Source organism: Kribbella yunnanensis (assembly GCF_039529655.1).
GTDB classification, from domain to species: Bacteria; Actinomycetota; Actinomycetes; order Propionibacteriales; family Kribbellaceae; genus Kribbella; species Kribbella yunnanensis.
The window spans coordinates 245,067-270,565 of sequence record NZ_BAAANF010000010.1 but is presented as its reverse complement, the minus strand read 5'-3'; the positions used below and the strand labels follow the sequence as shown (position 1 = coordinate 270,565).

15 protein-coding genes and 1 pseudogene are annotated in these 25,499 nt (G+C 67.2%); 8 read left to right on the top strand and 8 right to left on the bottom strand.

Features of this window, described 5'->3' with window-relative positions:
• Window positions 1-19 precede the first annotated feature (19 nt).
• The 4 genes and pseudogenes from ABD231_RS16880 to ABD231_RS16865 form a co-directional block, all read right to left on the bottom strand.
• Entirely contained in the window at window positions 20-3,988 is a 3,969-nt protein-coding gene (locus tag ABD231_RS16880) for an RICIN domain-containing protein (RefSeq protein WP_344152047.1), read from the bottom strand.
• Window positions 3,989-3,995: 7 nt separating this feature from the next.
• Window positions 3,996-10,181 (bottom strand): RHS repeat-associated core domain-containing protein, encoded by a 6,186-nt coding sequence (locus ABD231_RS16875; RefSeq protein WP_344152044.1) that lies wholly within the window; start codon window positions 10,179-10,181, stop codon window positions 3,996-3,998.
• Between the two features lie 126 nt (window positions 10,182-10,307).
• Window positions 10,308-10,847 (bottom strand): annotated as a pseudogene (locus ABD231_RS16870) (MaoC family dehydratase); the annotation flags it as partial.
• Between the two features lie 72 nt (window positions 10,848-10,919).
• Window positions 10,920-11,468 carry a YflT domain-containing protein gene (locus ABD231_RS16865; RefSeq protein WP_344152041.1) on the bottom strand — a complete coding sequence of 183 codons (549 nt, stop codon included), beginning with the start codon at window positions 11,466-11,468 and terminating at the stop codon, window positions 10,920-10,922.
• Window positions 11,469-11,544: 76 nt separating this feature from the next.
• Between ABD231_RS16865 and ABD231_RS16860 the strand changes: the two genes are divergently transcribed.
• Window positions 11,545-12,654: a magnesium and cobalt transport protein CorA gene (locus ABD231_RS16860; RefSeq protein ID WP_344152038.1), complete on the top strand. Its 1,110-nt coding sequence runs from the start codon at window positions 11,545-11,547 to the stop codon at window positions 12,652-12,654.
• A 221-nt stretch (window positions 12,655-12,875) separates the two neighbouring features.
• Window positions 12,876-13,907 carry a helix-turn-helix domain-containing protein gene (locus ABD231_RS16855; protein ID WP_344152035.1) on the top strand — a complete coding sequence of 344 codons (1,032 nt, stop codon included), beginning with the start codon at window positions 12,876-12,878 and terminating at the stop codon, window positions 13,905-13,907.
• Window positions 13,908-13,995: 88 nt separating this feature from the next.
• On the opposite strand, the gene ABD231_RS16850 is transcribed toward ABD231_RS16855, so the two are convergent.
• On the bottom strand, window positions 13,996-16,770 hold the full coding sequence (locus ABD231_RS16850) for an AfsR/SARP family transcriptional regulator (protein ID WP_344152033.1): 2,775 nt from the start codon (window positions 16,768-16,770) through the stop codon (window positions 13,996-13,998).
• An 89-nt stretch (window positions 16,771-16,859) separates the two neighbouring features.
• Between ABD231_RS16850 and ABD231_RS16845 the strand changes: the two genes are divergently transcribed.
• Window positions 16,860-17,888, top strand: coding sequence for an ArsR/SmtB family transcription factor (locus ABD231_RS16845; protein ID WP_344152030.1), 1,029 nt, complete (start codon window positions 16,860-16,862; stop codon window positions 17,886-17,888).
• Here ABD231_RS16845 and ABD231_RS16840 read toward each other — a convergent pair.
• Together ABD231_RS16840 and ABD231_RS16835 are read right to left on the bottom strand one after the other, a co-directional pair.
• Window positions 17,885-19,090 carry an acyl-CoA dehydrogenase family protein gene (locus ABD231_RS16840; RefSeq protein ID WP_344152027.1) on the bottom strand — a complete coding sequence of 402 codons (1,206 nt, stop codon included), beginning with the start codon at window positions 19,088-19,090 and terminating at the stop codon, window positions 17,885-17,887. The two genes, ABD231_RS16845 and ABD231_RS16840, sit on opposite strands and share 4 nt — an antisense overlap.
• A gap of 110 nt (window positions 19,091-19,200) precedes the next feature.
• Window positions 19,201-20,715 carry a serine/threonine-protein kinase gene (locus tag ABD231_RS16835; RefSeq protein ID WP_344152024.1) on the bottom strand — a complete coding sequence of 505 codons (1,515 nt, stop codon included), beginning with the start codon at window positions 20,713-20,715 and terminating at the stop codon, window positions 19,201-19,203.
• Between the two features lie 97 nt (window positions 20,716-20,812).
• On the opposite strand from ABD231_RS16835, the gene ABD231_RS16830 reads away from it, so the two are divergent.
• Window positions 20,813-21,469, top strand: a complete 657-nt coding sequence (locus ABD231_RS16830; protein ID WP_344152021.1) for a peptidylprolyl isomerase — start codon at window positions 20,813-20,815, stop codon at window positions 21,467-21,469.
• A 48-nt stretch (window positions 21,470-21,517) separates the two neighbouring features.
• A complete protein-coding gene (locus ABD231_RS16825) occupies window positions 21,518-22,138 on the top strand; it encodes a VOC family protein (RefSeq protein ID WP_344152018.1) in 621 nt (206 codons plus the stop codon).
• Here ABD231_RS16825 and ABD231_RS16820 read toward each other — a convergent pair.
• Window positions 22,135-23,094: an HpcH/HpaI aldolase/citrate lyase family protein gene (locus ABD231_RS16820; protein ID WP_344152015.1), complete on the bottom strand. Its 960-nt coding sequence runs from the start codon at window positions 23,092-23,094 to the stop codon at window positions 22,135-22,137. The two genes, ABD231_RS16825 and ABD231_RS16820, sit on opposite strands and share 4 nt — an antisense overlap.
• A gap of 97 nt (window positions 23,095-23,191) precedes the next feature.
• On the opposite strand from ABD231_RS16820, the gene ABD231_RS16815 reads away from it, so the two are divergent.
• The 3 genes from ABD231_RS16815 to ABD231_RS16805 are packed head-to-tail and all read left to right on the top strand — an operon-like array spanning window position 23,192 to window position 25,496.
• Window positions 23,192-23,707, top strand: a complete 516-nt coding sequence (locus ABD231_RS16815; protein ID WP_344152012.1) for a hypothetical protein — start codon at window positions 23,192-23,194, stop codon at window positions 23,705-23,707.
• Between the two features lie 24 nt (window positions 23,708-23,731).
• The gene (locus tag ABD231_RS16810; protein WP_344152009.1) at window positions 23,732-24,994 is read left to right on the top strand and encodes a magnesium transporter MgtE N-terminal domain-containing protein; all 1,263 of its coding nucleotides are present in this window, start codon (window positions 23,732-23,734) and stop codon (window positions 24,992-24,994) included.
• Entirely contained in the window at window positions 24,984-25,496 is a 513-nt protein-coding gene (locus tag ABD231_RS16805) for a DUF1003 domain-containing protein (RefSeq protein WP_344152006.1), read from the top strand. The genes ABD231_RS16810 and ABD231_RS16805 overlap by 11 nt, the downstream gene beginning before the upstream one ends.
• Window positions 25,497-25,499 lie beyond the last annotated feature (3 nt).

The following is a 25,499-nucleotide window of genomic DNA, read 5'->3' as shown; positions in this document are numbered from 1 at the left end:
CGATTCAGCTCGAAACTGGTCAGACCGGATTGAGCCGCCAGCGCTGGCAGGGGCCGTTCCAGTAGCGCCAGGTGATCAGATCGGTGTTCTCCTCGGTCTTGCAGCCCGCGACGTCGAGTGAGAGACCGTTCGCCTCCCTGGTGATCGACCAGGTCCCGTCGAAGGCCGGCTCGATCCGCCAGCGCTGACAGGCGCTCTCACTCTCCGGCATCGTCGCGACCGCCTGTGCCAAGGCCTCGGTGCAGCCCGGGACATCAACAGCCTCGCCAGTGCTCGGCTCGATGATCCGGTACACGTCGTCACCGAGCGGCTTCAGCTGCCAGCCCTGGCACGGGCTGTTCGGCACCACCTCCCACATTCGCAGCCTGGCGTCCGGCAGGCAGTTCTCGACATCCAGCACCCATGCGGTGTTCGACGCCTTGATGTAGTGCTTTCCGGTCGGCTGTGCCGGGTTGAATCCGGCCCGCAGGATCCACTGCTGGCTGGCCTCCGACGTACACGTGCGCTGGACGATCGTCGTGTCCTGCGTCGTGCTGCCTCCGGCCGGCGACGCACACTTCGAGCTGTGCGCGAACTTCAGCCGCACGACCGTGTCGTAGCTGCTCCCTTCGAGATACTCGATCACCATCTGCTGGTTCGAGGTACCCATACACGGCCACTGCAGGATCTTGCGTTCGTCGTCCTGCTTCATGTCCTCGACATCCAGGCAGCGCGGCCTGCCGTCGGTGGTGTTGCCCTGGAAGTGCGCGGTCCGGACCTCGAACTGGTCGGTGCCGGCGATCCGGGCGATCCGGAATCGCTGGTTGAGACCACCGTGACACTCGTGCTGCACCAACTTCTCCGAATCGACCTGACTCGCCAACCACACATCCAGACACTGGCTGCTGTTGCGGTTCACCAGCTCGTAGGTGCGTTCCTCGATGTCGAAGCTCGGTCCGGTGCTCGCACCGACCCGTGGCTCCTTCCACCGGCTGGTCGCCGAGCCGAACGACGTACCGGTCGACGCGAGGGTGTAGACCTCCCGCCCACCCTCCGGCAGCGAGTAGAACAGACCGACGTCCTCCTTGCCGTCACCGGTGAAATCACCAACGGACAGGGCGGTCTTGGCCGGGTCGAACGTGGTGGCATCGCGCCACCACTCGCCCAGCGTGTACGCCGTACCTGTCGAGCGGAACACCTTCAACGAGGCATCGGTACCGCTGTTCTCGTACAGCGCGACGATGTCCTCCTTGCCGTCGCCGTCGACATCCGCGACCTGCGGCTTGCTGCGCTCCCAGCAGTACGCACCGGCACCGGAGTCGTGCAAGGTGACCGGCGTCGCGGCGAACGCCGTACCGGTGGATTTGAAGTACCTCGTCACCGTGCGGCAACCGCTGAGGTTCTGCATGTCCACCAGGTCGGCCTTCTTGTCCCCGTCGACATCAGCCAGCAGCGGAGCGCTGCCGGACCAGGGACTCCCCGCCTGCAGCCACTCGACCGGCGTACCGAAGGCCGGACCACTGACGAACACCAGTGTGCGCCAGCTTGTGCCCGACACGTTCAGCTGCGCGACCACATCGCTCTTGCCGTCGCCGTTGACGTCCCCGGCGACGATCCGCGCCGTACTGAGCGGCCAGCCGTTCGCACCGCTGTACCAGACCGGTGCGGACTCGAAGTTGTACCGCTCACCGGCCGACAGCCCGCGGTACATGCCGATCCGTCGCCCCGCTTCCTCACGGAACAGTACGGCGTCGGTTCGCCCGTCACCGTCGAAGTCGCCGCGCACCGGCCGGGTCCGGTACATCGCGAACCCACCGTTGGCACCGGAGTCCCACGCCATCTGACCGGTGTGCAGACTGCCGTCCGGCTTGGTGACGACGTTCCAGATCGCGGTCCGGCCATCGCCCTGGTCCAGGACGGTGGACAGATCGGCCCGGCCGTCGCCATTCACGTCGTTCCGGCTGGTTGCCGGCAGTTGTTCCAGTTCACCGGCACTGAGCGACCAGACCGTCGAGTTGTCGCTGACATTGTTCGCAGCATCGACTGCTCGCACGTAGAGCACCTTCTGCTCCGGCTCCACCGTCAGCGACTTCTGGAACACGCTCAACGGGATCTGCACCGACCCGTCCGGACCGGCCTTGATCCGGCTCACCACCCGCTCGGGCTGGAAGCCGTAGAGGTACTCGACCACATCGGTGTCACCTGCGGCGGGCTTCAGGGTGACGGTGCCGACCGTCCGCGCCGGGATGGCGGCCTCCCCGTCCGGGAAGTCGGTCGACGACAGCACCGCCTTGCCCGGCTTCCTGGCGTCGACCTTGAAGAAGCACTGCTGGCTGGACGGCCCGTAATCGATGTCGTCGTCGGCGACCCGGTCGTCGGACTTGGCCGAGTACGAGTACGTCTTCCCGTCCTCGAACTTGGTCCGGTCGATCGCGGGCCAGCCGAAGGCCGACCCCGACGTGATCGGTGCCGAATCCACCTCGTGCACCACCACGTTGTCCGACACCCGCTTGACGGTCAGGCGGGTGACCAGGTTGTCACCGTCCTTGTCGGTCGCCTTCGCCGAGAACGAGTACCCCGACAACGGCCAGCTGACCACCGTCGGATTCGCCGCCGTACCGCACGGCCGGGCCCGGCTGAAGTTCACCCGCTCCGGCGCATACGGCGCGTTGTTGTAGGTGACCACGATCCGCGCGGACCCGCCGTGGAACCTCTTCCACAGTGCGATGTCCCACTCGTCCGGAGCCCGCAGCCCGAAGGTGACCGTCTCGTCCCGGTCCGTGGCCGCGCGCTGGAACTCCGCCTTCGTCGCCGCGTTCTCCCAACCCATCAACATGTCCGGCTGACCGGCGGCGGTCCGGGCGTTGCCGCTGAGCTCGCCCATGAACGCCCGCCAGTGCCCGGCGGTGTTGTTCCAGGTGACCTTCTGATCACGCCGGATGCTGTTCGTCGCGTACAGGTGGACCGGAGTCGGCCCGTTGGAGGAGCTGTGGTCCAGCCAGATCTCGAACTTGCCCTTGACGATCTTCGCCCCGGCCATGTCACCGGCGCCGAACTGGAAGAACGACCGGTAGGTGATCACGTTGTCGTAGGAGCGACCGACCTTCGCCCCTTCGTCGCGGTCGAACTCCCAGTACGAGTCGTCGGCGTGCTCGAGGCTGACATGGGTCCACAGCGAGTTGTTGACCGACCAGGTCGGATCGATCGTGACCGGATAGCGGGTAGTCGGTGCCGTGAGCAACTTCTGGTCAGGCGTGATGACGAGCTCGTTTCCCGACCGGGTGGTCGGGATGCTCGCGTGCCGGGACCGCGGTCCGGCACCTGGGCTGTCCCACATGACCGCCTGACCGGCCGTGAAGACGGTCTTGCCGGCCGCGGTGGCGACCGTCGTACCGTCCGGCTTGGCGGCCAGCTTCAGACCGGTACCGCTGATCGGGAACCGCAATTGCCTCAACGCCGGATTGCTCGCCGCCGCCCGGTTCTTCACCACCAGCAGATGCTGGAATCCGGTGGCCTCGACCCGCACCTGCAGGTCGACACCAGGTAACACCTCCGGGTACGTCGCTGTGTCGCCGGCCAGCACCGGCTTCGGGAGCTTCCCCTTCCAGTCCATCCGGACCTGCTTGTCCGCTTTGCCCAGGGCAACGAGTTTCCCGTCGCCACCACCGGACAGCCGCAGGTCGGTGACGATCGCGCCCGGCCGGATCGACCCGTCGGGCCGAAGCGTCAGTTTCGTGTCGATGGGCACCCACCCCGAGCCCTTCCGGGCCCGGACCGGGTACGCGAACTGTTCCATCGTGTGCAGGCCCGAGGGCTCCCGGAACACCTGCGTGGTCTCGTTCCGCAGGTGCTCCAGCTCCACCCGCTGCGTCTGCTTCTGAGCCTGCGGTGCCGCCGGGGCGGGCACGGCGGAAACCGCCGTACCCGCACCAGCTACCGCAGCCAACGGCACCGCCAGCAACCCGGCCATCAGCCCGGCCACGCGCCGCATACTGGGCTGCTTCCTCATCGCCGCGTCACCTCGGCCCCGACCACTTGCAGGCTTCCTGCGCACCCGGCGTCTTACACAGATCCGAGTGCCGCTGCGCCGGAGACGACCGGTTCGGGTCGTTCATGGCACAGGAGTTGGGCGGCCCGTTGAGGCAGTTCCAGCCCAGTCCGGCGCCAAATGTCAGGCCGCCTATCGCGACCCCGCCTACGGCACCCGCTGCCAAGGCCGCGCCGGCAGCGCACGACATTCCCGCAGTGATGGCTGCGCCCACAACGCAGACGAGCACTCCGCCCACCACCCCGATCGCAGCCCCGGTGCCGGCGTTGTAGCCGATCTTGCCGATCGGATCGTCGTCCGGATCCTTCTGACAGACACCACACTTCTTGGCGTTCTCGTCATCCTTCTTCTTCTGCTCCGCGGCCAGCGCGGCCGCCTTGTGCTGCGCCTCCAGCCCGGCCTTTGCCTGCTCGGCGATCCGCTGGGCGATCTTGTCGAGCCCGTCGACCTGCGACTCCATACCCGAGACGCTGTTGTTGGTGGCATGGGCGAGGTTGAGCGCCTGTTGCAACTCGGGGATGTAGACGAGTTTCTTCGTGACGATCCGGATCACTTCCGAGGTGTGATATCGGAGCGTCTTGATCGTCGTCTTGAAGGTCTCCACCTGGCGGGCCACCAGGGCGGTGATGTTCTGCGCGAACTGATGCAGTCCGAACGCGTTGGCGAACATCGCGATCACCGAGAGCACCACGATCTTCACGTAGATCGTGATGACCTCCCGCTGCACCTCCTTGATCCGCTTCACATGCTCGCGAATGATCGTCTTGGTCTCGGTGATCGTCTGGGTCACGTAGCGCTTGCCATCGGCATCGATGAAGCTGACCGGACTGTTGTTCGCGTAGGCGTACCCGTTCAGCTGCTGTGGATCAGCCGCGTCGACGACCGGGTCGACCGAGATGAACCTCCCGGTGATCGGGTCGTACTCGCGTGCCCCGAGGTGGACCAGCCCGGTGGAGTCGTCGCGCGTTCCACCGACGAAGTCCTTCTGCCCCGGCCAGGCGGACGGGATCGGTCCGCGCACCTCGCCGTACGGCGTGATCCGCTTCCGCTGGTACGCCTGGGTCTGGGAGTCGACCGTCACGGTCGCCGAACCGTGGTGGTCCGACCCGAGCCAGGTCAGCTTGGTACCGACCCGAACGCCGATGGTCTGCTTGCCGAACCGGTAGTACCTGGTACCCAGCTGGGAACCGTCCGGCATCAGCAGGACCTCGGTGTCACCGAGGTACAGCGTCGTACCGGTGTTGTCCTTCCGCAGCAATCTGTTGCCGTCGGCATCGTAGATGTACTCGGTCCCCTGGCCACCCTTCTTGACCTTGGCCAGCTTGCCCTCGGCGTTCCACTCGAACGTCTCACCGGCACCGGCGATCGTCCGGCTGGTCTGGTTGCCGGCAGCGTCGTACCCGTAGCTGCTGACCTTGCTCGTCCCGTCCGGACCGGTCGTGGTGATCTTCTGCACGCCGTGCGGCTGAGCCTGACCCGCCGCCGGGTACTCATAGTTGCTCGTCGTCACACCGGCTGTCGTGGTCCGCTTCTCGGTCTTACGGTTGCCGATCTTGTCGAACGTCCACTGATGCCAGTACGGCGCCGGTCCGCCCAACTGACTTGCAGCCGTCGGCTGTGCCGCACAGTTCTCGTCCGCCGGGGTCCACGCCTGGGTCAGCCGGCGGGACTGGTCGTACCCGAAGCACTGCACGTCCTTCGGCTCGGTGCTGCCACTCGCCGGCGCGTCGATGATCTTCGTGACGTTGCCGGCCTCGTCGTACTCGTAGCTCTGATCCAGCACCCGCTGCGGCCCAAGTGTCTGCCGCTGGACGAACGACCGGTTCAACCGGCGCGTCGCCTCGTCGTACACGTAGTTGTGCCGCAGGTACTTCCCGCCGGTCGGCCGCACCTCGAGGAACGTGAGGTCGCCGAAGGCGTTGAACTGCGAGTCGGTGACGTACGTCCCCGCCTCACTCGACATCGTCTTGGGCAGATCGTTGGTGTCGTACGTCGTCGTCAGCGTCTCCGCCGGCAAACCACCGACCTCGGGAACCTTCAGACTCGCGGGCTGGCCGCTGGCCGTGTAGGTGCTCTCGGTGGTGTAGGTCTTGGCCAGGCCACCCTCGGAGCCCGGCAGCGTGACCTTCGTCCCCAGCGGGTGTCCACTCGGGTCGTAGCCGGTCACCTCGGTCTTGTAGGCGTTGCCGTTGACGTACCTGGTCGACGTGGTCGGCGACCCCTTGGCAAGACTGTCGTAGGTGCGTTCGGTCAGCACCGTACCGTCAGCCGAGTTCTCCCGGATCGAGGTCTGACGGCCGATGGCGTCGTAGCTGTAGAACAGCTTCTTGCCGAGCGCGTCGGTCGACGTCTCCACCAGGTCGCGCTCGGTGTAGGTGTAGGTGCTCGTGCCACGGTCGGGCTCGACGACCTTCGTCCGGCGCCCACGCAGGTCGTACTCGTACCGCCAGACGTTGCCCGCCGGGTCGGTGACGGACTCCACCTGCCCGCCCTTCGTGTAGGTGTACGTCGTCTTGTCGTAGTCGGCGCTGACCCCCGGGGTGTTGTACGTGCGTGTCTCGACCAGCCGGCCCTGCGCGTCGCTGATCCGGGTCAGGGCCTGCTCGCCGTTCGGCGGGTCGACCGTCTGCACACCTGGCTGGTGGCTGTGCGTGGTGACCCATTTCTGCACGTTGTTCGACCAGAACGCCTCCGTCATCGGCCGCTCGAGCTGGTCGTAGGCCGTCGCCTTGCGGGCCGGCAGCTCCTCCTCGACCGCGTCGAAAACCTGGCCACCAGGCGGCGCGTCGTTGTAGTACGGGTTGTTCTCGATCACCTGCAGACCTCGCGAGTCGTACTCGAAGTCGGTGATCACGCGGCCGATACCGTCCGACGCCGCCCGCTGGACCTGCCGCTTACGCTGCAGACCGTCGAGGATCTCGAAGGTCGTGTCGACCGTGCCGTCGGCCTGCAGGGACTTGGTCTGTACGACGCCCGGCTGATCGATGCCGGCCGTGTAGATGTGCTCGACGTTCGGGGTGTCCGACTCGGCACGGCCTGGCAGCCACACCTTCGCGACCCGGCCGAGCGGGTCCCGCTCGGACGTCGTGGTCCGGCCGCCGACATCGGTGACCTTGGTCGACTGGCCCCAGGCCGGATCCAGCACGGTGCTCGTGGTGTGGCCGTTCGCCAGCGTCACCGTCGTCTGGGTAACGGGTCCGTCGGCAGGCAGGTACCCGAAGGTCGTGGTGCGATTCTTCGAGTCCGTCTCGGACTTCTTCCGCCCGTGGTCGTCGTACGCCAGCGTCGCCGTCGTCTCGTACGTCGGTTCGCCGGCGCTGGTAAATCCGGTGAGCCGCTGCGCCGCGATCGGCTTCGCATTCTCCGGCGTCGCGCCACCGGCGTACGACTGCTTCGTGTCCGACAGGACGTCATCCTTCGTCCACGGCTGGTCGCAGGCCTTGGCGACGGTCTGGGTGCGAGTCGGCAGCTCAGCGATGCCCTTGGCCGCGTTGCTTGCGTACTCGTAGCGCACACAGGTGTCGTCAGCGGTCGTGGCGAGGTCGTTCGCGTTCGAGGCGGAGAGCAGCACGCCCGTTGGCGAGTAGTCGTTCTTGGAGGAGGTCTGCCGGAAGCCGCCGCCTTGCTTGGCTTCCCACTGCTTCGTCGCCTCCTGCTCGATCTTGAATGCGCTCGTCGTTCCCCAGTCACGGACCCGGGTCGAGGTGGCGCCTGACACCCAGTTGTCGTTGATGGTGCGTTCGACGATGGCGCCGTTGACCAGCTTGCTGGTCTCGCGGACCTGCCCGGACAGGGCGTTCACGTCCTCGACCTGCGCACCGGTCGAGTCGGTCACCTTGACGTCCTTGACCGAGCCGTCGGCGAGCTTGTCGCCGTCCATGCCCTGGAAGTAGCGGCTCTCGGTGACGGTCTGCGGACCGTCCGGGTGGCCCTTGGTGACGATGACCCGGTCGTAGCCGCGCCATTGGGACCAGGTCTTGCGGCCGATCTCGACGAGTCCGTCTTCGTCGTCGTGCCGCCAGGCCGGCTTCCCCGGATAGCTGACGGTGGTCTGCACCGGGACCATCCCGCTGACCCGGTCGAACTCGGAGACAGAGGTGACGACGTACTTGTGGAACCAGTCCTGGCGCTCGTCGACCTCGCCCGGTGGAGTCCACTTCAGCGGGTGACAGCGGCGGTCGTTGCGGTCCACCGGCGGGACGTTGCCGGGCAGACTGCAGTCCTTGTCGGAGTACGTGACGGCGAGCTCGCCACCGGTGCCGTAGTGGATTCCGCGGATCCGGAACCACTGCAGCAGCGGACGCGTGGTTCCGTCGGCGACGCGGTTGTCGAGGGCAATCTTGTCGAAGTTCACCTCGGGGATGGAGACCGCGCCGGTCCCGGCTTCACCGATGTGCGTAATCGCCTCCAGCCACAACCGCGCGCCGGTGTTGTCACCAGGGTTCGGGAACGAATGGCGCAGAGTCCACGTGTCGACGGCGTCGAACGCCGTACCACGCCAGACCTCCGTGCGGACCTTGCTCAGTTTCTTCTTCGTCCAGAAACTCGGACCGGTCTGCGTGCACTTCGTGGTACTGGTGCACTCCTGATCCAGCGGAGTGTCGAAGTAGTCGGCCGGAGCACAGTTCGCGCCCGCCAAGCATCGCTCGGTGGTGTCGAAGTGCACGCGGGCCACGGGCTTCTCGGAGAACACCTGACCGTCGGTCTGGCCGTACTCGATGCGCTTGATGTTGCCGGCGCGGTCGTAGCTCTTCACCGTGGTCTGGGTGCCGTTGTAGGCGTAGTTGTTCTTCTCCACGTCGTAGAACAGCGACATGGTGTTGCCGTGCGGGTCGACGACGTAGTCGAGCATCCAGCGGTAGACCTGCTGGCAGAACGAGTCGGCGTACGCGGCCTTGTTGCACTGCTCACCGGCGTGGTTGCCGGCCACCGGAACCGTGAGCGCCGAGTTGGTCGTCTCGGTGGTGGCGCCGGGGAGCTTGTTCTGGCCGAAGTAGTACTTGGTGCCGTCCTTGGTGGTGATGACCCAGTACTCACCCTGCTCCTGCGGCTTGCCGTCACTGCCCTGGTCACCGTTGGGAGCGCCCCACAGGCGCTCGACCTTGGTACCGTCGTCGGACTTCGGCCGCCACTGCTTGGTGGTGTCGTCCAGGACGAGCTCACCGCCCTTGCCGTTCAGGCTGAAGGTTGCGTTGTCGGTGGCGAAACACAGGTCACCGACCGCGCGGGTGCCGTTGTTGCCGGTCTTCTCGGGCTTCGACGAGCACGAGGCGTAGCGGCGTTCGATCGATCCGCCAGGTGACAGATCGAACCCCTCACCGGCCCAGGAGGTTTGGTTGTTGGTGCCAGAGGTCCGGCCGTCGACACTGCCCGAGGAGTAACCAAGGGCCATCGTCGGGATCGGTCCGCCAGTGCCCGGTGGCGCGCGGAACGGGTACTGCCAGTTGAAGTCACCCGACGAGCCACCCACCGACCAGGAGGCCGACGGTGACAGGGAAGTGTTGCCGTAGTCACCGCTGTTACCCGCGGCCGCTGCCTCCATGGCGTAGAGGCCGGTCGCCGGTACGTCGGCGCTCAGCGTGCCGGCACCGACGTTCTGCGTCTTGACCGGCGTACCGGAGGGGAGGTGGACCAGCCGCAGCCGGGTCGCCCAGTCACCGCCGTACGCGTGCCGGAACGCCTGGTAGTTCAGCTCCAGCCGGACCTTGCCGCTGGCGGCCTTGCTCTTGTCGGTGCTGGTCAGCTTGACCAGCATCTGGGCGTCCTGCCGGCCGAGGAGGTCGACCCGCACACCGCTCGGAGCCGTGCCGTCCGCACTCGCCGGCCCGACCGCGACGGGCAACGTGCCGGCAGCCTTCTTCGGGAGCACGCCGGACAGCTGGGTCGACCAGCCGGCCGCGGGCAGGGACACCGCGGCCGACCCGGTCGCCGGCCACTGCACAGCCGGTGTCTTCACGAGATCGACATCGAGATCCGGTGTCCGCGGCTTGACCTTGTAGTCGGTCCCACGCACCGGTTTGACCTTGGCCCCCTTGAAGGCGGGTTCCTCATCCTGCTGGGCCGGAGCAGCGGTTGCGCCCGGCGGATGCAGACCGGCGATGAGCGTTGCTCCGAGCACAACGGCCCAGGCACGCCGCAGCACACCTCGTGACATCGAACCTCCCCTAGAGATGGAGAGCTCAATGTCAGCTCGGCCTCAGGGGCTGACAACGTGTTCGACGGCCGTGGAACGGATTTCGATTGCCGACCCCGGACCTTCGACGTCGGACGAATGGTCTGCTCAGGATGCCGGCGTCGGGCGGCCGGGTTGTTCGCCGCCGCGGGCTTCGAGGTAGGAGTTCTTCGGGACCATCACCTTGCGGCGGAACAGGCAGACGACGGTGCCGTCCTGTTTGTAGCCCTTGGTCTCGACGTGGACGACGCCGCGGTCGTCCTTGGACTTGGACTCCCACTTGTCCAGGACGACCGTCTCGCCGTAGATCGTGTCGCCGTGGAAGGTGGGGGCGATGTGGCGGAGGGACTCGATCTCGAGGTTCGCGATCGCCTTACCGCTGACGTCGGGGACCGACATGCCGAGCAGGATCGAGTAGATGTAGTTGCCCACCACAACGTTCTGGCCGAACTGGGTGGTCTCCGCGGCGTAGTTCGAGTCCAGGTGCAGCGGGTGGTGGTTCATGGTGAGCAGGCAGAACAGATGGTCGTCGTACTCGGTCACTGTCTTGCCGGGCCAGTGCTTGTAGACCGCACCGACCTCGAACTCCTCGTAGCTGCGCCCGAACTGCATGCCGGTTCCTCCTCGGGGTGTGGACCCCCATGCTGGCGGATCGGACCACCGGCGGCCGTGGTCTGGCTCTCACCGGGCGGAGAGACGTGTGTCACTCCGCCCGGACACTCAGGCCTGCGGGGGCTGCTGCTGGACCGGGGGCTGCTGCGGGACGGTGTGGTCGGGCAGTCGCGGGGTGACCTCACCCTTCAGCGCCAGCTTGGCCAGGTGGTTGCGGGCCTCCTCGGCGAACTTGAAGTCGCACAGGACGTCGTACGTCGTCGCCACCACCGCGGTGCGGGAGGTGAAGTCGCGGCGTCCCGCCGACTGGGCGTAGCTCAGACCGCCGAACACCAGGCCGAAGAAGGCGCCCAGCACCACACCGGTGAGCAGTGCGGCCAGCCAGTTCGCATTGGTGACGGCGCCCAGCAGGATGCCCACGAACAGACCGAACCAGGCACCGCTGGCCAGACCGGTGCCCAGCGCCCGTCCCCAGGTCAGGCGGCCGGTGATCTTCTCCACCTGGCGCAGGTTGTTGCCGACGATGGTCGTGTGCTCGACCGGGAACTTCTCGTCCGAGAGGTAGTCGACAGCGCGCTGCGCCTCCCGGTAGGTGTCATACGTCCCGATCGTCAGACCGCTCGGCCGCGGGTCCATCAAGGGCATGCCTTGCGTCATCGTCGTTCCTCTCCACGTGCTTTCACCCCCATCATTGCCGACGGCTGGTTACCGCGTCTTGATAGCCTCGCCGGTGATGACCGGACGACGCTGGGACCTGGGCGCGACACGCCGGATGGGACAGCTGTTCGCCCGCCGGCAACTGGGTGACGGGCCGAGCCGTCCGGACCTGGTCGCGAGCGGCAAACTCGACGGCGCACTGGTCGACTGGGCCTTCTATCGCGACGGTCACCGCGACAAGCGGATCAACTCCTATACAGAGGCGCTCGGGCGGGCCAAGCGCGGCCAGGGGTTCGTCTGGATCGGCCTGTTCCAGCCGACCGACCACCAGCTCGCGATCATCGGTGCCGAGTTCGGTCTGCACGCACTGGCTCTGGAGGACGCCTCGGAGGCGCACCAGCGGCCGAAGCTCGAGCGGTACGACGACACTCTGTTCGCAGTGCTCAAGACTGTCAGCTATGTGCCGCATCAGGATCTGACCGCCACGAGTGAGGTGGTGGCGACCGGTGAGGTGATGGTGTTCTGCGGACCGGGCTTCGTGGTCACCGTCCGACACGGCGAGCACAGTGAGCTGACCGGGCTCCGGCAGGACCTGGAGGCCGAGCCGGAGCGGCTGGCGGTCGGACCGGGCGTCGTACTGCATGCCATCGCGGACCATGTGGTCGACCGCTACCTGGAGGTCGCGGACGCGGTCCAGGCGGATATGGACCTGATCGAGTCCGAGATGTTCACACCGCGCGGCTGGCGCAACATCGACCGGGTCTACCAGCTCAAGCGTGAAGTGCTCGAGCTGAAACGAGCAGTGGCCCCGCTGACCGGGCCGATGCGGGCGCTGTCGACACTGCGGCACCCGCTGATCGCCGACGAGACCCGGAACTACTTCCGCGACGTCGACGACCACTTGCTGCGGGTGAAGGAGCAGGTGATCTCGTTCGACGAGCTGCTCAGTTCGATCCTGCAGGCCGGGCTGGCCCAGGTCCAGGTGGCCGAGAACGAGGACATGCGGCGGATCTCGTCGTGGGTGGCGATCCTCGCCGTACCGACGATGATCGCCGGGATCTACGGGATGAACTTCGACTACATGCCGGAGCTGCGCACGAAGTACGGGTACTTCGTCGTGCTCGGCGTGATGCTGGTGGCGTGCGTCGGACTTCACCGATTGTTCAAGCGCAACCACTGGCTTTGATCAAATACGCCTAATACCACGACCGTGGCCCGTCCGGCCAGAGGTGGCAGCCTTCTGCCATGGCCGGGACTCACTGCCGGTTGGATGGATCAAACAGTTGTGCGGCGATCGAAGGGCTTGATTTACTGCGTCGCATCGCGTTCGGTCAGCAGGCCGCCACAATCTGCGACCGACGGCATCGGGGGATGTCGTGACAGTTTTGCCGCTGGGAGGGCGTTGCCGTGCTCAGAATTCACTTCACGCCGCGCGATTTGACGCGCGTGACGGTCGCGACCAGACCGGCTCCGCTGTGGGAGGTGCTGCTCAGTCTGCACATGCTGCAGCACTCCGACGGCCGGCTGATCTTCGAGGACTGGCGCCGGCACGTCCGGACGTCGGTCGCACCGGACCAGATGCGGCTGTTGCTGGAGCTCACCCCGCCGAAGGGGTACTCCCCCGACTTCCTCACCCCGGCCGAGTCCGCGCCGGACTTCGAGGCTGCGCTGGAGATCGCACTGGCCACACCACGCCAGCAGATCCGCGGCCAGCTCGACCTGCTCTCCAAGTACCGTCCCGCCTCGCCGTGGACCCGGGAGCTCGCCCAGGGCGAGCGCGGGTCGCTGCACAAGCTGGGCCGGGCGCTCCGGACGTACCACGCGGCCGCGATCGCGCCGTACTGGAAGTCGATCGGGACGCACATCTCGGCCGACCACGCCCACCGCGGTGAGGCGCTGGCCCGGCACGGTGTGGACCGGCTGCTCTCGTCCCTGCACCCACGGGTGCGCTGGGTCGCACCGGTGCTGCAGGTGCTCGACATGAACGACCGCGACCTCTACCTCGACGGGCGTGGCATCGAGCTGCAGCCGTCGGCGTTCTGCTGGCAGGTGCCGACCAAGCTGCGCGACCCGGAGCTGAAGCCGATCCTGGTGTACCCGATCCAGCACGCGCCGGGCATTCTGCGGCAGGCGTCGATGGACCAGATCACCTCCAGCGACCCGCTGGGTTCACTGCTCGGCTCAACCCGCGCGGCCGCTCTGGAAGCGGCAGTGGCGGGCTGTACGACGACCGAGCTGGCCAAGCGCTGCAAGATCTCCCCTGCCGCCGCCAGCCACCAGGCGACCGTGCTGCGCGAGGCGGGCCTGATCACCACCCGCCGGGCCGGCGCGTCGGTGCGGCACGAGATCACCCAGCTGGGCATCTGGCTGCTGTCGGGCTACGGCTCCGGCAACACCCGGCACCCGCACCCCCAATCAGTGCCCCGCCTGACCGCCTGAGGCACTCCGCAACGCCTGCCCCGCGCCGCGCGCTGGGTCGACTGGCTCCGCCCCGCCCGTCGACCCAGCGCGCCGCCGGCGCAGGCGCTCACCCGTCGTTGGCGAGCGTGGCCTGCGAGGCGTCCAGGCGCTTGATGATCTCGTCACGGTCGTAGTGCTGGGACGGCCCTCGATGGTCCACCAGGATCAGGGCTTGCTGCCAGATTTCCCGCGCCTCGTCGTACCGACCGGCCGCCTGGTACGCCTCGCCGAGGCTGACCAGCGTCGGGACCTCGGCCGCACCCAGCTCCAGCTCCCGGCACAAGCGCGCCGCCTCGGTGAGGCAGACGATCGCCTGCGCGTGGTCACCGACCCGCCCGTACGCCAGTCCGGCTGTGTCGAGCGCGTAGGCCACCCCGCGGTGGTAGCTGTCCCGCCGGTGCCGTTCGACCGCTGCGAGCGCACACTCGATGGCCTCGTCGTTCCGGCCGAGATCGCTGAGCGTGTGCGCCAGGTTGTTCAGGACGGCGCCGTACGCGCGGTCCTCGTCGCTGTACTCAAGTGCTTGCTCAAGGTGCCGGAGCGCCTGGTCCAGCTTCCCCATCCGCCGGTAGGTCATCCCGATGTTGCTGTGCAGCATGCTCAGCCCGGACCGGTGCTCCACGGCCTCCATCAGCTCGAGTGACCGAAGAAACTGCGCCAGCGAGTCGTCGATCCGCCGCAGCAGTCCGTAGCTGACCGCGAGCTGGTTGCCGACGACTGCTTCCAGCAGGGGCTCATCGATGGCTCGTGCGGACCGCACCGCGGTCTCTGATGCGTTCAGCGCGGCGGGCGTAGGCGACCGCTCCTGCTCGATGTAGTCCCACAGGCCGCTCGCCAGCGTTGCCGCGAGCCAGTGGTGCCCGCGCTCGGCCCCGTGGACGACAGCGGCGACCAGAGTCGCCCACTCCTTGCGGAACCACACCAGCGCCTCGGCATCCGAGTCGAAGGTGAGGGGCCGCACGTCCTCCAGCGGTTTGCGCAGCAGGCGGAACCGGTTCGAGCCGCCTCGGGCTAGCTTGGCAGCTTGTGCGGTTTGAGCTAGCCAGTCGAGCAGGCGGGCCAGTGCCTGCTGGCTTTCCGACGGCTCTTCGAGGCCGGCGGCGTACAGCCGGACCAAATCATGCAGCTGGTACGACGAGGTGGACGCCTGCTCCAGGAGATTCGCCTCGACCAGTACGTCGAGCAGGTGGTCGACCTCCACCTCGTCGAGTCCGGCCAGCGCAGCTACCGCGGGTGGTTCGAAAACGGCTCCTGGATAGACACCGAGCATCCGGAACAGCCGGGCCGCATCGGACGGCAGCGCCTGGTACGACCAGGACAGCACGGCCCGGACACTGCTCAACTCGTCGTCACCGATCTCCAGCGCGCTCAAGCGATCACCGGCATCAGCCAGTTGCTTGGTGATGTCAGCGCTCCGGCTGCGGCTCGCCCGCTCCGCACCGACAACCAGGGCAAGCGGCAACCGCCCGCACAGCTCCGCGAACCCGGCCAGCTGGGCGACGTCGTACGGACGACCGGAGACCACGCGCGCCAGTAGCTCGGTGGACTCCTCTGGGCTCATCTGGCCGAGGCTGAGGCGGCGGGCGCCTTCTCGCGCGACCAGACCGCGGAGCTGGTTTCGGCTTGTCACGATGACGAATCCACCGGCGCCTGGCAGCAACGGACGGACCTGTGCCACGTTGCGCGCGTTGTCGAGTACGAGCAACAGCTGCTTCTCGGCGAGCAGTGTGCGCAGCAGCGCCGACCGTGCCTCCAGAGCGCCGGGGATCTGATCGTTCTGCACGCCAAGACCGAGCAGCAGCGACTGCAAGGCGTCGTGCGGCTCGACCAGACCGCCTGCGCTGTAGCCGCGCAGATTGAGGTACAGCTGGCCGTCTGGGAAGTTTGTGCGGGCGTGATGCGCCCAGTGGACCGCCAGCGCGGTCTTCCCCGCGCCTCCGGTCCCGTCGATCGCAACGATCACTGCGGACTGCTCGGACCCGCCTGCGGCGAGCACGTCGTCCAGGAACGTCAGTGCGCTGCGCCGACCAGTGAAGGTTGGCAGATCGGCCGGGAGCTGACGCGGTACGACGTTGCGCGGCACCTCGGCCTCTTCCGGCGCACCGGTCAGCAGCTCGGCGTACAGCGCGCGCAGCTCGGCACCTGGGTCCACGCCGAGCTCGTCCGCGATGCTCAGCCGGACTGACTCGTAGAGCTCGAGTGCCTCGGCAGTGCGGCCCGCTCTGGCCAGCAGCCGAAGCAGTCGCAGCCACAGGGACTCGCGGAGCGGATTGGCCGCCGCCAGCTCTCGCAGCAGGGCCAGAACCTCGCCATAGTCTCGGTCCTCGACACGTAGATCGGCTCGGCGCTCAACAGCCGCCAGATACTGCTCAACGAGTCGCGGCGCCTCGAAGTCGTCCAACCAGCCGGACCGGGCGCCGTCGAACGGTCTGCCACCCCACAGCGCCAGCGCTGCCAGGACAGCGTCGTACTCGACTGTCGGATCGTCGGTCTGGGCAGCAGTGCGCAGGAGGCAGGTGAACCGGTGCACGTCGACCTGCTCGGCAGCCAGCCGCAAGCTGTAGCCGGCCGGACCGGTCGCGACCAGGTCGGCGCCGATCGCCCGGCGCAACCGCGTCATCAGCGTGTGCAGGCTCGGCCCGATATTGGCCGGTGGCTCGTCACCCCAGATCCGCTCCGCCAGCACCGGCGTACTGACCGCTTCACCCCGGGCCAGCGCCAGGACGGCCAGCAGCGCCCGGACGCGGTCACCGCCCAGCTCCACCAGACGACCGTCGATCCGCACCGACACGGCACCGAGCAGCCGGACCTCGACCGCCCCACCCCCACCACGCTCAGTCATCGGCCTCCCACTCCCAGGTGCACAAACGGTACCGCTGGGAGGGGACAGTGCGCTCGTTGACAGGGTTGTGACAGGGGCTGATCTGCACTATGAGGCGGTGTAGAAAGGGGGAGGCGGTCGCCTTGTTGCGCATTCACTTCACCGGCCAGGACATGGTGCGGACGACGCTCGCCGATGAGCCGGATCCCATGTGGGAGGTCCTGCTCAGCCTGCACCAGCTGCAGGGGCGGGACGGGATGGCCCACTACGGCACCTGGCGCGAGCGTGCGCGCCGGGTCCTGCCGCGGTCTGCCGCCGGTCTCCTCCAGTTGGCGCCTCCGCACGGCTACTCCCCCGACTTCCTGACTCCGGCCGAGCCGACCACCAGCTTCGAGAGTGGCGTCGAGCGCGTCATGTCCACCTCACCGACCCGTCTGCGGGAAGAGCTCGAGCTGCTCGCAGTACGCCGGCCACGGACCACGTGGACCCGAGACCTGGCGTCCGGCCGGGCCAACGCCATCCACGGCCTCGGCCAGGCGCTGCGGAACTACCACCAGCAGGCCATAGCGCCGTACTGGGCCTCTATCCGGGCGCTGGTCAGGGCGGACCATCAGCAGCAGGTCGGTCACCTGTCTGGGGCCGGGGTTGAGCAGCTACTGGGTCGCCTGCACCCGTCTGTGCGCTGGAACTCACCAGTGCTGGAGATCTCTGGCTTCGCGGACCGGGACGTCTATCTGGACGGCCGTGGCCTCCGACTGCAGCCAGCGGTCTTCTGCTGGATGACTCCGACCAAACTGCATGACCCAGAACTGCAGCCAGTACTGGTCTATCCGGTGCAGCACATTCCTGGGACACTGCGGCGGATTACGACCGAGAGCCGCTCCCAACCACTGGCAGCCCTACTCGGTACGACGAGAGCGGCCGCGCTGGAGGCTATTGCCGGCGGCTGCACCACGACTGTGCTGGCCGAGCGCTGCCAGATCTCCCTGGCCGGTGCGAGCCGCCAGGCCGGCATCCTGCGTGACGCCGGCCTGATCACCACTCGTCGAGCCGGTCAGGCCGTTCAACACGACCTGACTCTGCTAGGGAAGGCCGTGCTGACCGGTGGCTTCCTGCAGGACCCGGAGCGACTCAACTAGAGCTTGTAGTCCTCGAGCAACCGGCGGCCGATGATCATCCGCTGGATGTCAGCCGTGCCTTCACCGATCAGCAGCATCGGCGCCTCCCGGTAGAGCCGCTCGATCTCGTACTCCTTGGAGAAGCCATAGCCGCCGTGGATGCGGAACGAGTCCTCCACCACCTGTGAGCAGTACTCGCTGGCCAGGTACTTCGCGACACCGGCCTCGAAGTCGTTGCGGGAGCCGCTGTCCTTCTTGCGGGCCGCCTTCACCATCAGCTCGTGCGCAGCCTCGACCTTGACCGCCATGTCGGCCAGCCGGAACAGCACCGCCTGGTGGTCGGCGATCTTCTTGCCGAACGTCTCCCGCTGCTGCGCGTAGGCGATGCCCAGCTCGAACGCACGCCGGGCCACGCCGCAACCGCGGGCGGCGACGTTCACGCGGCCGACCTCGACGCCGTCCATCATCTGGTAGAAGCCCTTGCCAGGAACGCCACCCAGGATCTGGTCCGCGCCGATCGAGTAGCCGTCGAAGATCAGCTCGGTCGTGTCGACGCCCTTGTAGCCCATCTTCTCGATCTTGCCCGGCACCGTGAGGCCCTTGTCGACCTCGCCGAAGCCCGGCTCCTTCTCGATCAGGAACGTGGTCATGTTCTTGTAGACCGAGTCCTGGCCTTCATCGGTCTTGGTGAGAACCGCGACCAGATTCGACGAGCCGCCGTTCGTCAGCCACATCTTCTGGCCGTTGATCGTGTAGAGGTCTGCCCCTTCAGCCGACTCAGTGCGGACGGCCTTGGTCTTGATCGCGGCGACGTCGGAGCCACAGCCCGGCTCGGACATCGAGAACGCGCCCCGCACGTCGCCGGTCGCCATCCGCGGCAGGTACTTCTGCTTCTGCTCGTCGGTCCCGTGCTGGAGCAGCATGTACGCGACGATGAAGTGTGTGTTGATGATGCCGGACACGCTCATCCAGCCGCGCGCGATCTCCTCGACACACAGCGCGTAGGTGAGCAGCGACTCGCCCAGACCGCCGTACTCCTCGGGGATCATCAGGCCGAACAGGCCGAGCTCCTTGAGCCCCTCGACGATCTTCGTCGGGTACTCGTCCTTGTGTTCCAGCTCGGTGGCGACCGGGAGGATCTCCGACTCGACGAACGCGCGGACCGTCTTCAGGATCTCCTCCTGAATATCGGTCAGCCCTTCCGTCTGCTGCAGTCTGCTCATTACGCCGGCTCCTCGCGTCAGTCCTTACCCGTGAGTATTGCGGCTTTCAGCATCCCGGCACAGCGCCGACACCCGCTGTGACACCGGCCACCCGTTGAGCGTCGCCTACCTCACTCGTCCCCGTCGCCGTCGCCTTGGGGCATGGTGCGGTCGAGCTGGGCGAAGCCGATGTAGATCTCGGCGGTCGGCTGCCAGCGGTGCTCCCGCTGCGCGTTGACCAGGCGCTCCTTGGCGTCGTCGTAGTTGTTCCGGGCCGCGTCGACGTCACCACGGGACAGCTGCTCGGCCGCCTGCTCCAGGTCGCGCGCAGCCAGGCCGGGCGCCTTGCTCTTCGGCTGGTTCTGACCGGGCCACTGCTGCTGGTTCTGGCCGCTCGCGCGGACCTTGTTCGCCAGCTGCCGCAGCTGCGCGACAACGTGCGGGTACTGGTCCGGCTTCTTCGTCGGCTTCTTGGTCGGTGTCTTCGACGGCGTCTTCGTGGGCGTCGGGGTCGGTGTGGGCGTCGCAGTGGGCTTCGGCTTGGCCGACGCAGTCACCTTGGCGGCAGGCGCCGACGGCGTCCCACCGGCCTGAGCGGACGGGTCACCCTTCACACCCTCCTGCAGCAACGCCACACCAACAGCAGCAGCCGCGACGACAGCCACCGCCGCAATCACCTGAGCAAACGGGAACGAGCGCTTGCGACGAGGGGCTGGCTCGCTCTCATCGGGGGCAGGCTCCGACTCCTCCCAATTCCCCCCGACCACAGCTGCGGCGGCCGGCAACGGCAGCACCTGGGTGCTGTTGCTGACTGGTGGGAGGGCGATTGCTTGCGTCTGGTTGTTTGCGGTGGAGCTCAGAAGGGCTGTGACCTCAGTGGCTGAGGCTGGGCGGTCTGCGGGGTTCTTGGCGAGCAGTCGCATCACCAGGGCCGCCAGCTCCGGTGTGACGTCGTTGCGCATGATCGGCGCCGGCGGCGACTCCAGGTGCTGCCGCATGACCGTTTCCACGGTCGCTCCGGTGAAGGGCGGCGTACCGGCGAGCAGTTCGTAGAGGACGCAGCCGAGTGAGTACCAGTCGCTGGCCGGTGTGGCCGCTCCGCCGCGCACCTGCTCCGGGGACACGTACGACGCGGTGCCGAGCAGGACTCCGAGCCCGGTGGTCTCGTTACCCGCCCGCTTGGCGATACCGAAGTCGGTCATCTTCAGGGTGCCGTCCGGCGCCAGCAGCAGGTTCCCCGGCTTCACGTCGCGGTGCACGATGCCGGCCGCGTGGGCGGCGTCCAGTGCGCGTGCACCCTGGACAGCGATGTCCGCAACCAGCTTCGCGCTCGGCAGCCCCGCCGTACGCATCAGCTGGGCCAGGTCCGGTCCGGAGACCAGCTCCATCACCAGGAAGACGCGGTCGTCGGCCGCACCGACGTCGTACGTCGCGACGACGTTCGGATGCATCAGGCGGGCTGCCGCCTGCGCCTCGGCCTGGAACCGCGCCACCGCGTCCATGGGGTCGCCGTCGAGACTCCGGAGCAGTTTGACCGCCACCTGCCGGTCCAGAACGAGGTCCTCGCCCTGCCAGACCTCACCTGCGCCACCTCGACCCAACAGGGTGAGTAACCGGTAGCGCCCTGCCAGTACCTCGCCGTTCACAAACACACCTTCCGCAGCGGACCGCCTTACCTTAGGCGGCCACGGCGATCAGATCGAGTCCACGCCTGAATCCTTGCCGGAGTATTACCGTGTGCTCATGAAGCGAACGTTTGCCGCTGTGATCGCGGCCACCCTGCTAGCCACGACGTTCACCACCACCGCTTCGGCAGCACCACTTACCCGCCCGAAGCCAACTGTTCAGTGCGAGTTCACCCCGACGCCGGAGAACCCGGCCGCCAAGCCGGTCCGGATCCCACGCGCCACCGCCAAGGCGCACGGCACCGTCGACGTGCTTTTCTTCACCAACTACGGCTCGTTCGTGGTCCGGATGGACCGGGCGAACGCACCGTGCGGAGTGCACAACTTCGCGCACCTGGTGCGGAGCCGGTTCTACGACTTCACCCAGTGCTTCCGGCTGACCAACTCGGCCCGCCTCGGCGTCCTGCAGTGCGGTGACATCTACCGCCAGGAGGAGGGCGGTCCGGGGTACAAGTTCGCCGACGAGGTCACCGGCAAGGAGACCTACCCGCGCGGAACCGTTGCCTACGGCAACCAGGGACCGGGGACGAACGGCAGCGAATTCTTCGTCGTGCACTCGTTCGCCAAGATCTCGCCGAACTACACCGTGCTCGGCCAGGTGATCGCCGGCATGCCGACGTTCGACCGGATGGTCAAGGCCGGTATCGCCGACCCCGACCAGGACGGCCCGCCGGTCCGCCCGATCCGGATCCACAAGGTCCTCACCCTGGGCTGATCGCTCAGGGGAGGGTAATTCGGGTAGTTCCGGGGCTAGCTTGAGGGTGTGACCAGCAAACGTGGCCGCCCGCGACACCCCGACGTACTGACTCCTGCCGAGTGGCGGGTGGTGGACGCGGTCCGGCACGGGATGTCGAACCGGGAGATCGCCACCCGCCGCGGCATCAGCGTCGACGCGGTCAAGTTCCACGTGGCCAACGCACTGCAGAAGCTCGGCCTCGCTCGCCGGGCCGAGCTGCGCAGCTGGCGCGGTGTACCGGTTGGCAGCGCATTGCGCGCCTCGCGACAAGGAGTCTCCGACATGGCACTTCAGCTAGGCGTCATCGGGCAGATCTCGCGCCCGGTGAGCGACATCCCGACCGCCGTGCACTGGTACGGCGAAGTCCTCGGCCTCCCGCATCTCTACACGTTCGGCGATCTCGCCTTCTTCGACTGCGGCGGCACCCGGCTGTTCCTGAGCGCGAGCGAGGAGACCGCCGCCGAGCCGTCGGTGCTCTACTTCCGGGTCGACGACATCCAATCGGCGTACGACGAACTGCTGGCGCGCGGCGTGGAGTTCGAGAGCGCCCCGCACCTGATCCACAAACACGACAACGGGGTCGAGGAATGGATGGCGTTCTTCCCCGACCCCGATGGTCACCTGCTGGCGCTGATGGCGCAGGTCTAGTCTTCGGGCTTCCAGACCTGCGTGCGGGTCATGCCGGCTGCGCGGCCCTTGGCGGAGATGACGAGGGCCATCTTGCGGGAGGCCTCGTCGATCATCTCGTCGCCGAGCATCACCGCACCGCGAGCGCCACCAGCGGCCGAGGTGTAGTGGTCGTAGGCGTCGAGGATGTTCTCGGAGTGGTCGTAGTCCTCCTGGCGCGGCGAGTAGACCTCGTTCGCGGCGGCGATCTGGTCCGGGTGCAGCACCCACTTGCCGTCGAAACCGAGCGCGGCCGAGCGGCCGGCGACCCGGCGGAACCCGTCGACGTCCTTGATCTGCAGGTACGGACCGTCGATGGCCTGCTTGCCGTAGGCGCGTGCCGCCATCAGGATCTGCATCAGGATGTAGTGGTAGGCGTCGCCGACGTCGTACCCGGGCGGCTGCTCACCGACCACGAGCGACTTCATGTTGATCGAGGCCATGAAGTCGGCCGGGCCGAAAATGATCGTCTCGACCCGCGGTGATGCGTCCGCGATCGCGTTCACGTTGGTCAGGCCGAGGGCGTTCTCGATCTGCGCCTCGATACCGATCTTGCCCGGCTCGTAGCCGTGCACCTTCTCGATCTGCGTGAGCAGCAGGTCCAGAGCGACCACCTGCTCGGCGGTCTGCACCTTCGGCAGCATGATGCAGTCCAGGTTCGCCCCGGCGCCGCCGACGACCTCGATCACGTCCGCGTAGGTCCACTCGGTGGTCCAGTCGTTCACCCGGACCACGCGGACCTTGTTACCCCAACCGCCCTCGTTCAGCGCCGCCACGATGTTCTTGCGGGCGTCCACCTTGGCGATCGGCGCGACCGAATCCTCCAGGTCGAGGAACACCTGGTCGGCATCCAGTCCCTTCGCCTTGGCCAGGAACCGCGGGTTCGACCCCGGGGTGGCCAGACACGACCTTCTGCTCCGCAGGACCTGTTCAGACATGTGCCGACCTCCTTGGTTACTCACCGGTCACCGGCAGCGTACGGCGAAACGTCCGCAGCGTGCCCGGTGACATCGCTCACTGTGACACTCTGGTGCGGTGACTCGCGAGGACGCTGTGACAGAGATCGCCACTGTCATGAAGAAGGCTGGGCTCGTTTGGCTGGCCTGGGACGGCAGGCGGCCTGCACCGGCGTGGTTCGCCACGGTGGACGGCCAGTACGTCGTACTGGCGGATGCTGACGGTAGTGCGGAGCAGCCGTTGCCGGGGTTGGCCGCGGCGGGGACGGCGGAGGTCGTCGTACCGGCTAAGCCCGCCACGACCCGGCTGGCTAGCTGGAAGGCGACCGTACGGCGGTTGCAGCCGGGGACCGAGGAGTGGACGGCTGCCGCGTTGGTGCTGCGGACTGAGCGGCTCAATGCGGCCGGACTGGACACTCAGCTCGAGCGGTGGCGCTCTGAGGCGGACCTGCTGGTGTTGGAGCCCACTGGGGAGATCACCGGCTTCGACGGAGCCTCGCCGTACGAGACACCGGCTGGGACTCCGGCCACCACGCGCGGTCCTAAGCCGATCACGCTGCACCGGCGCGTCCGTCGGCGTCGCAAGTTGAGCTGAGGCGCTGCGGGTTAGCCTTCGAACATGAGTGGGCCTACGCGTGTTTATGTCGCACGGCTGGCTGGTCTGCCTGTTTATGACCCGAATGGCGACCAGGTCGGCAAGGTGCGGGATGTGGTCGCGATGCTGCGGCAGGGGACGCAGCCGCCGCGGGTGCTCGGGCTGGTGGTGGAGGTGTTCGCCCGGCGGCGCATCTTCGTGCCGATGACGCGGGTGACCTCGGTCGACGTCGGACACGTGATCACGACCGGTCTGGTGAACATGCGGCGCTTCGAACAGCGCGCGACCGAGATCCTGGTGCTGGGCGAGATGCTGGACCGCACTGTCACCGTTCGGGAGACCGAGACGACCGGTGTGGTCTTCGACATGGCCATGGAGCAGTGGCGGACCAAGGACTGGGTGCTGTCGAAGGTGGCGGTCCGCGAAGGCAGCAAGCGGTTCCGGCGCCGCGGTCAGTCGCATGTACTCGACTGGTCCGAGGTGAGCGGGTTCGCTCACGTCGAGGAGGGTCAGGGGGCTACGCACATCCTGGCTGCGTTCGACTCGATGCGTGCTGCCGACCTGGCCGCCGTACTGCATGACCTGTCGCCCAAGCGGCGCAAGGAGATCGCTGCGGCACTCAACGACGAGCGGCTTGCCGACGTACTCGAGGAACTGCCAGACGACGACCAGGTCGAGATCTTGGCCGGTCTGGACACCGAGCGCGCTGCTGACGTGCTGGAGGAGATGTCACCGGACGATGCGGCCGACCTGATCGCCGAGCTGCCGACAGAGACCGCAGAGCGGCTGCTGACGCTGATGGAGCCGGACGAGGCCGAGGACGTACGGCGGCTGCTCACCTACGAGGAGCGCACTGCTGGTGGTCTGATGACGTCAGAGCCAGTCATCCTGCCCGTGGACGCGACAGTGGCCGACGCATTGGCCCACGTCCGCAACGCCGAGCTCAGTCCGGCACTGGCCGCGATGATCTACGTCTGCCGGCCACCACTGGAGACTCCGACCGGACGGTTCATCGGAGTCGGCCACATCCAGCGTCTGCTCCGCGAACCGCCCTCAGAGCTCGTGTCCGCCGCTCTGGACACCGACCTGGACGGACTGCGGCCGGATGACAGCCTGACCGCGGTCAGCAAGTACCTGGCGACGTACAACCTCGTGGCGGCGCCGGTGCTCGACGACGAGGGGCGACTGCTCGGCGCGGTCACCGTGGACGACGTACTGGACCATCTGCTGCCCGACGACTGGCGCGAATCCGACCAAACGCAGGAGGTGGACCACGATGCCTCGTGACGACCGCAGTACGCCTCGCACCACCACTGCTCGGCTGGACATACCGAAGGACTGGCGGCGGACGTTCGTCCCCGTGTACGACGCCGATGCGTTCGGGCGGTTGTCGGAGCGGATCGCGCGGTTCCTCGGCACCGGGCAGTTCCTGGTCTACATGACCGCGACGATCGTGTTCTGGGTGGTCTGGAACATCTTCGCGCCGGAGGGTCTGCGGTTCGACACCTATCCGTTCATCTTCCTGACCCTCGCGCTCAGCCTGCAGGCGTCGTACGCCGCTCCGCTGATCCTGCTCGCCCAGAACCGGCAGGAGGCCCGCGACCGCGTCCAGTACGAGCGTGATCGCGACATCGACACCCGGACCCGCGCCGACATGGAGTTCCTGGCCCGCGAGATGGCGTCGCTGCGGATGGCCGTCGGCGAGGTCGCCACCCGCGACTTCCTGCGTTCCGAACTGAAGTCCCTGCTCGCGGAGCTGGACCGCGAAGCGCCTTTGGGGCCGCGCTAATCT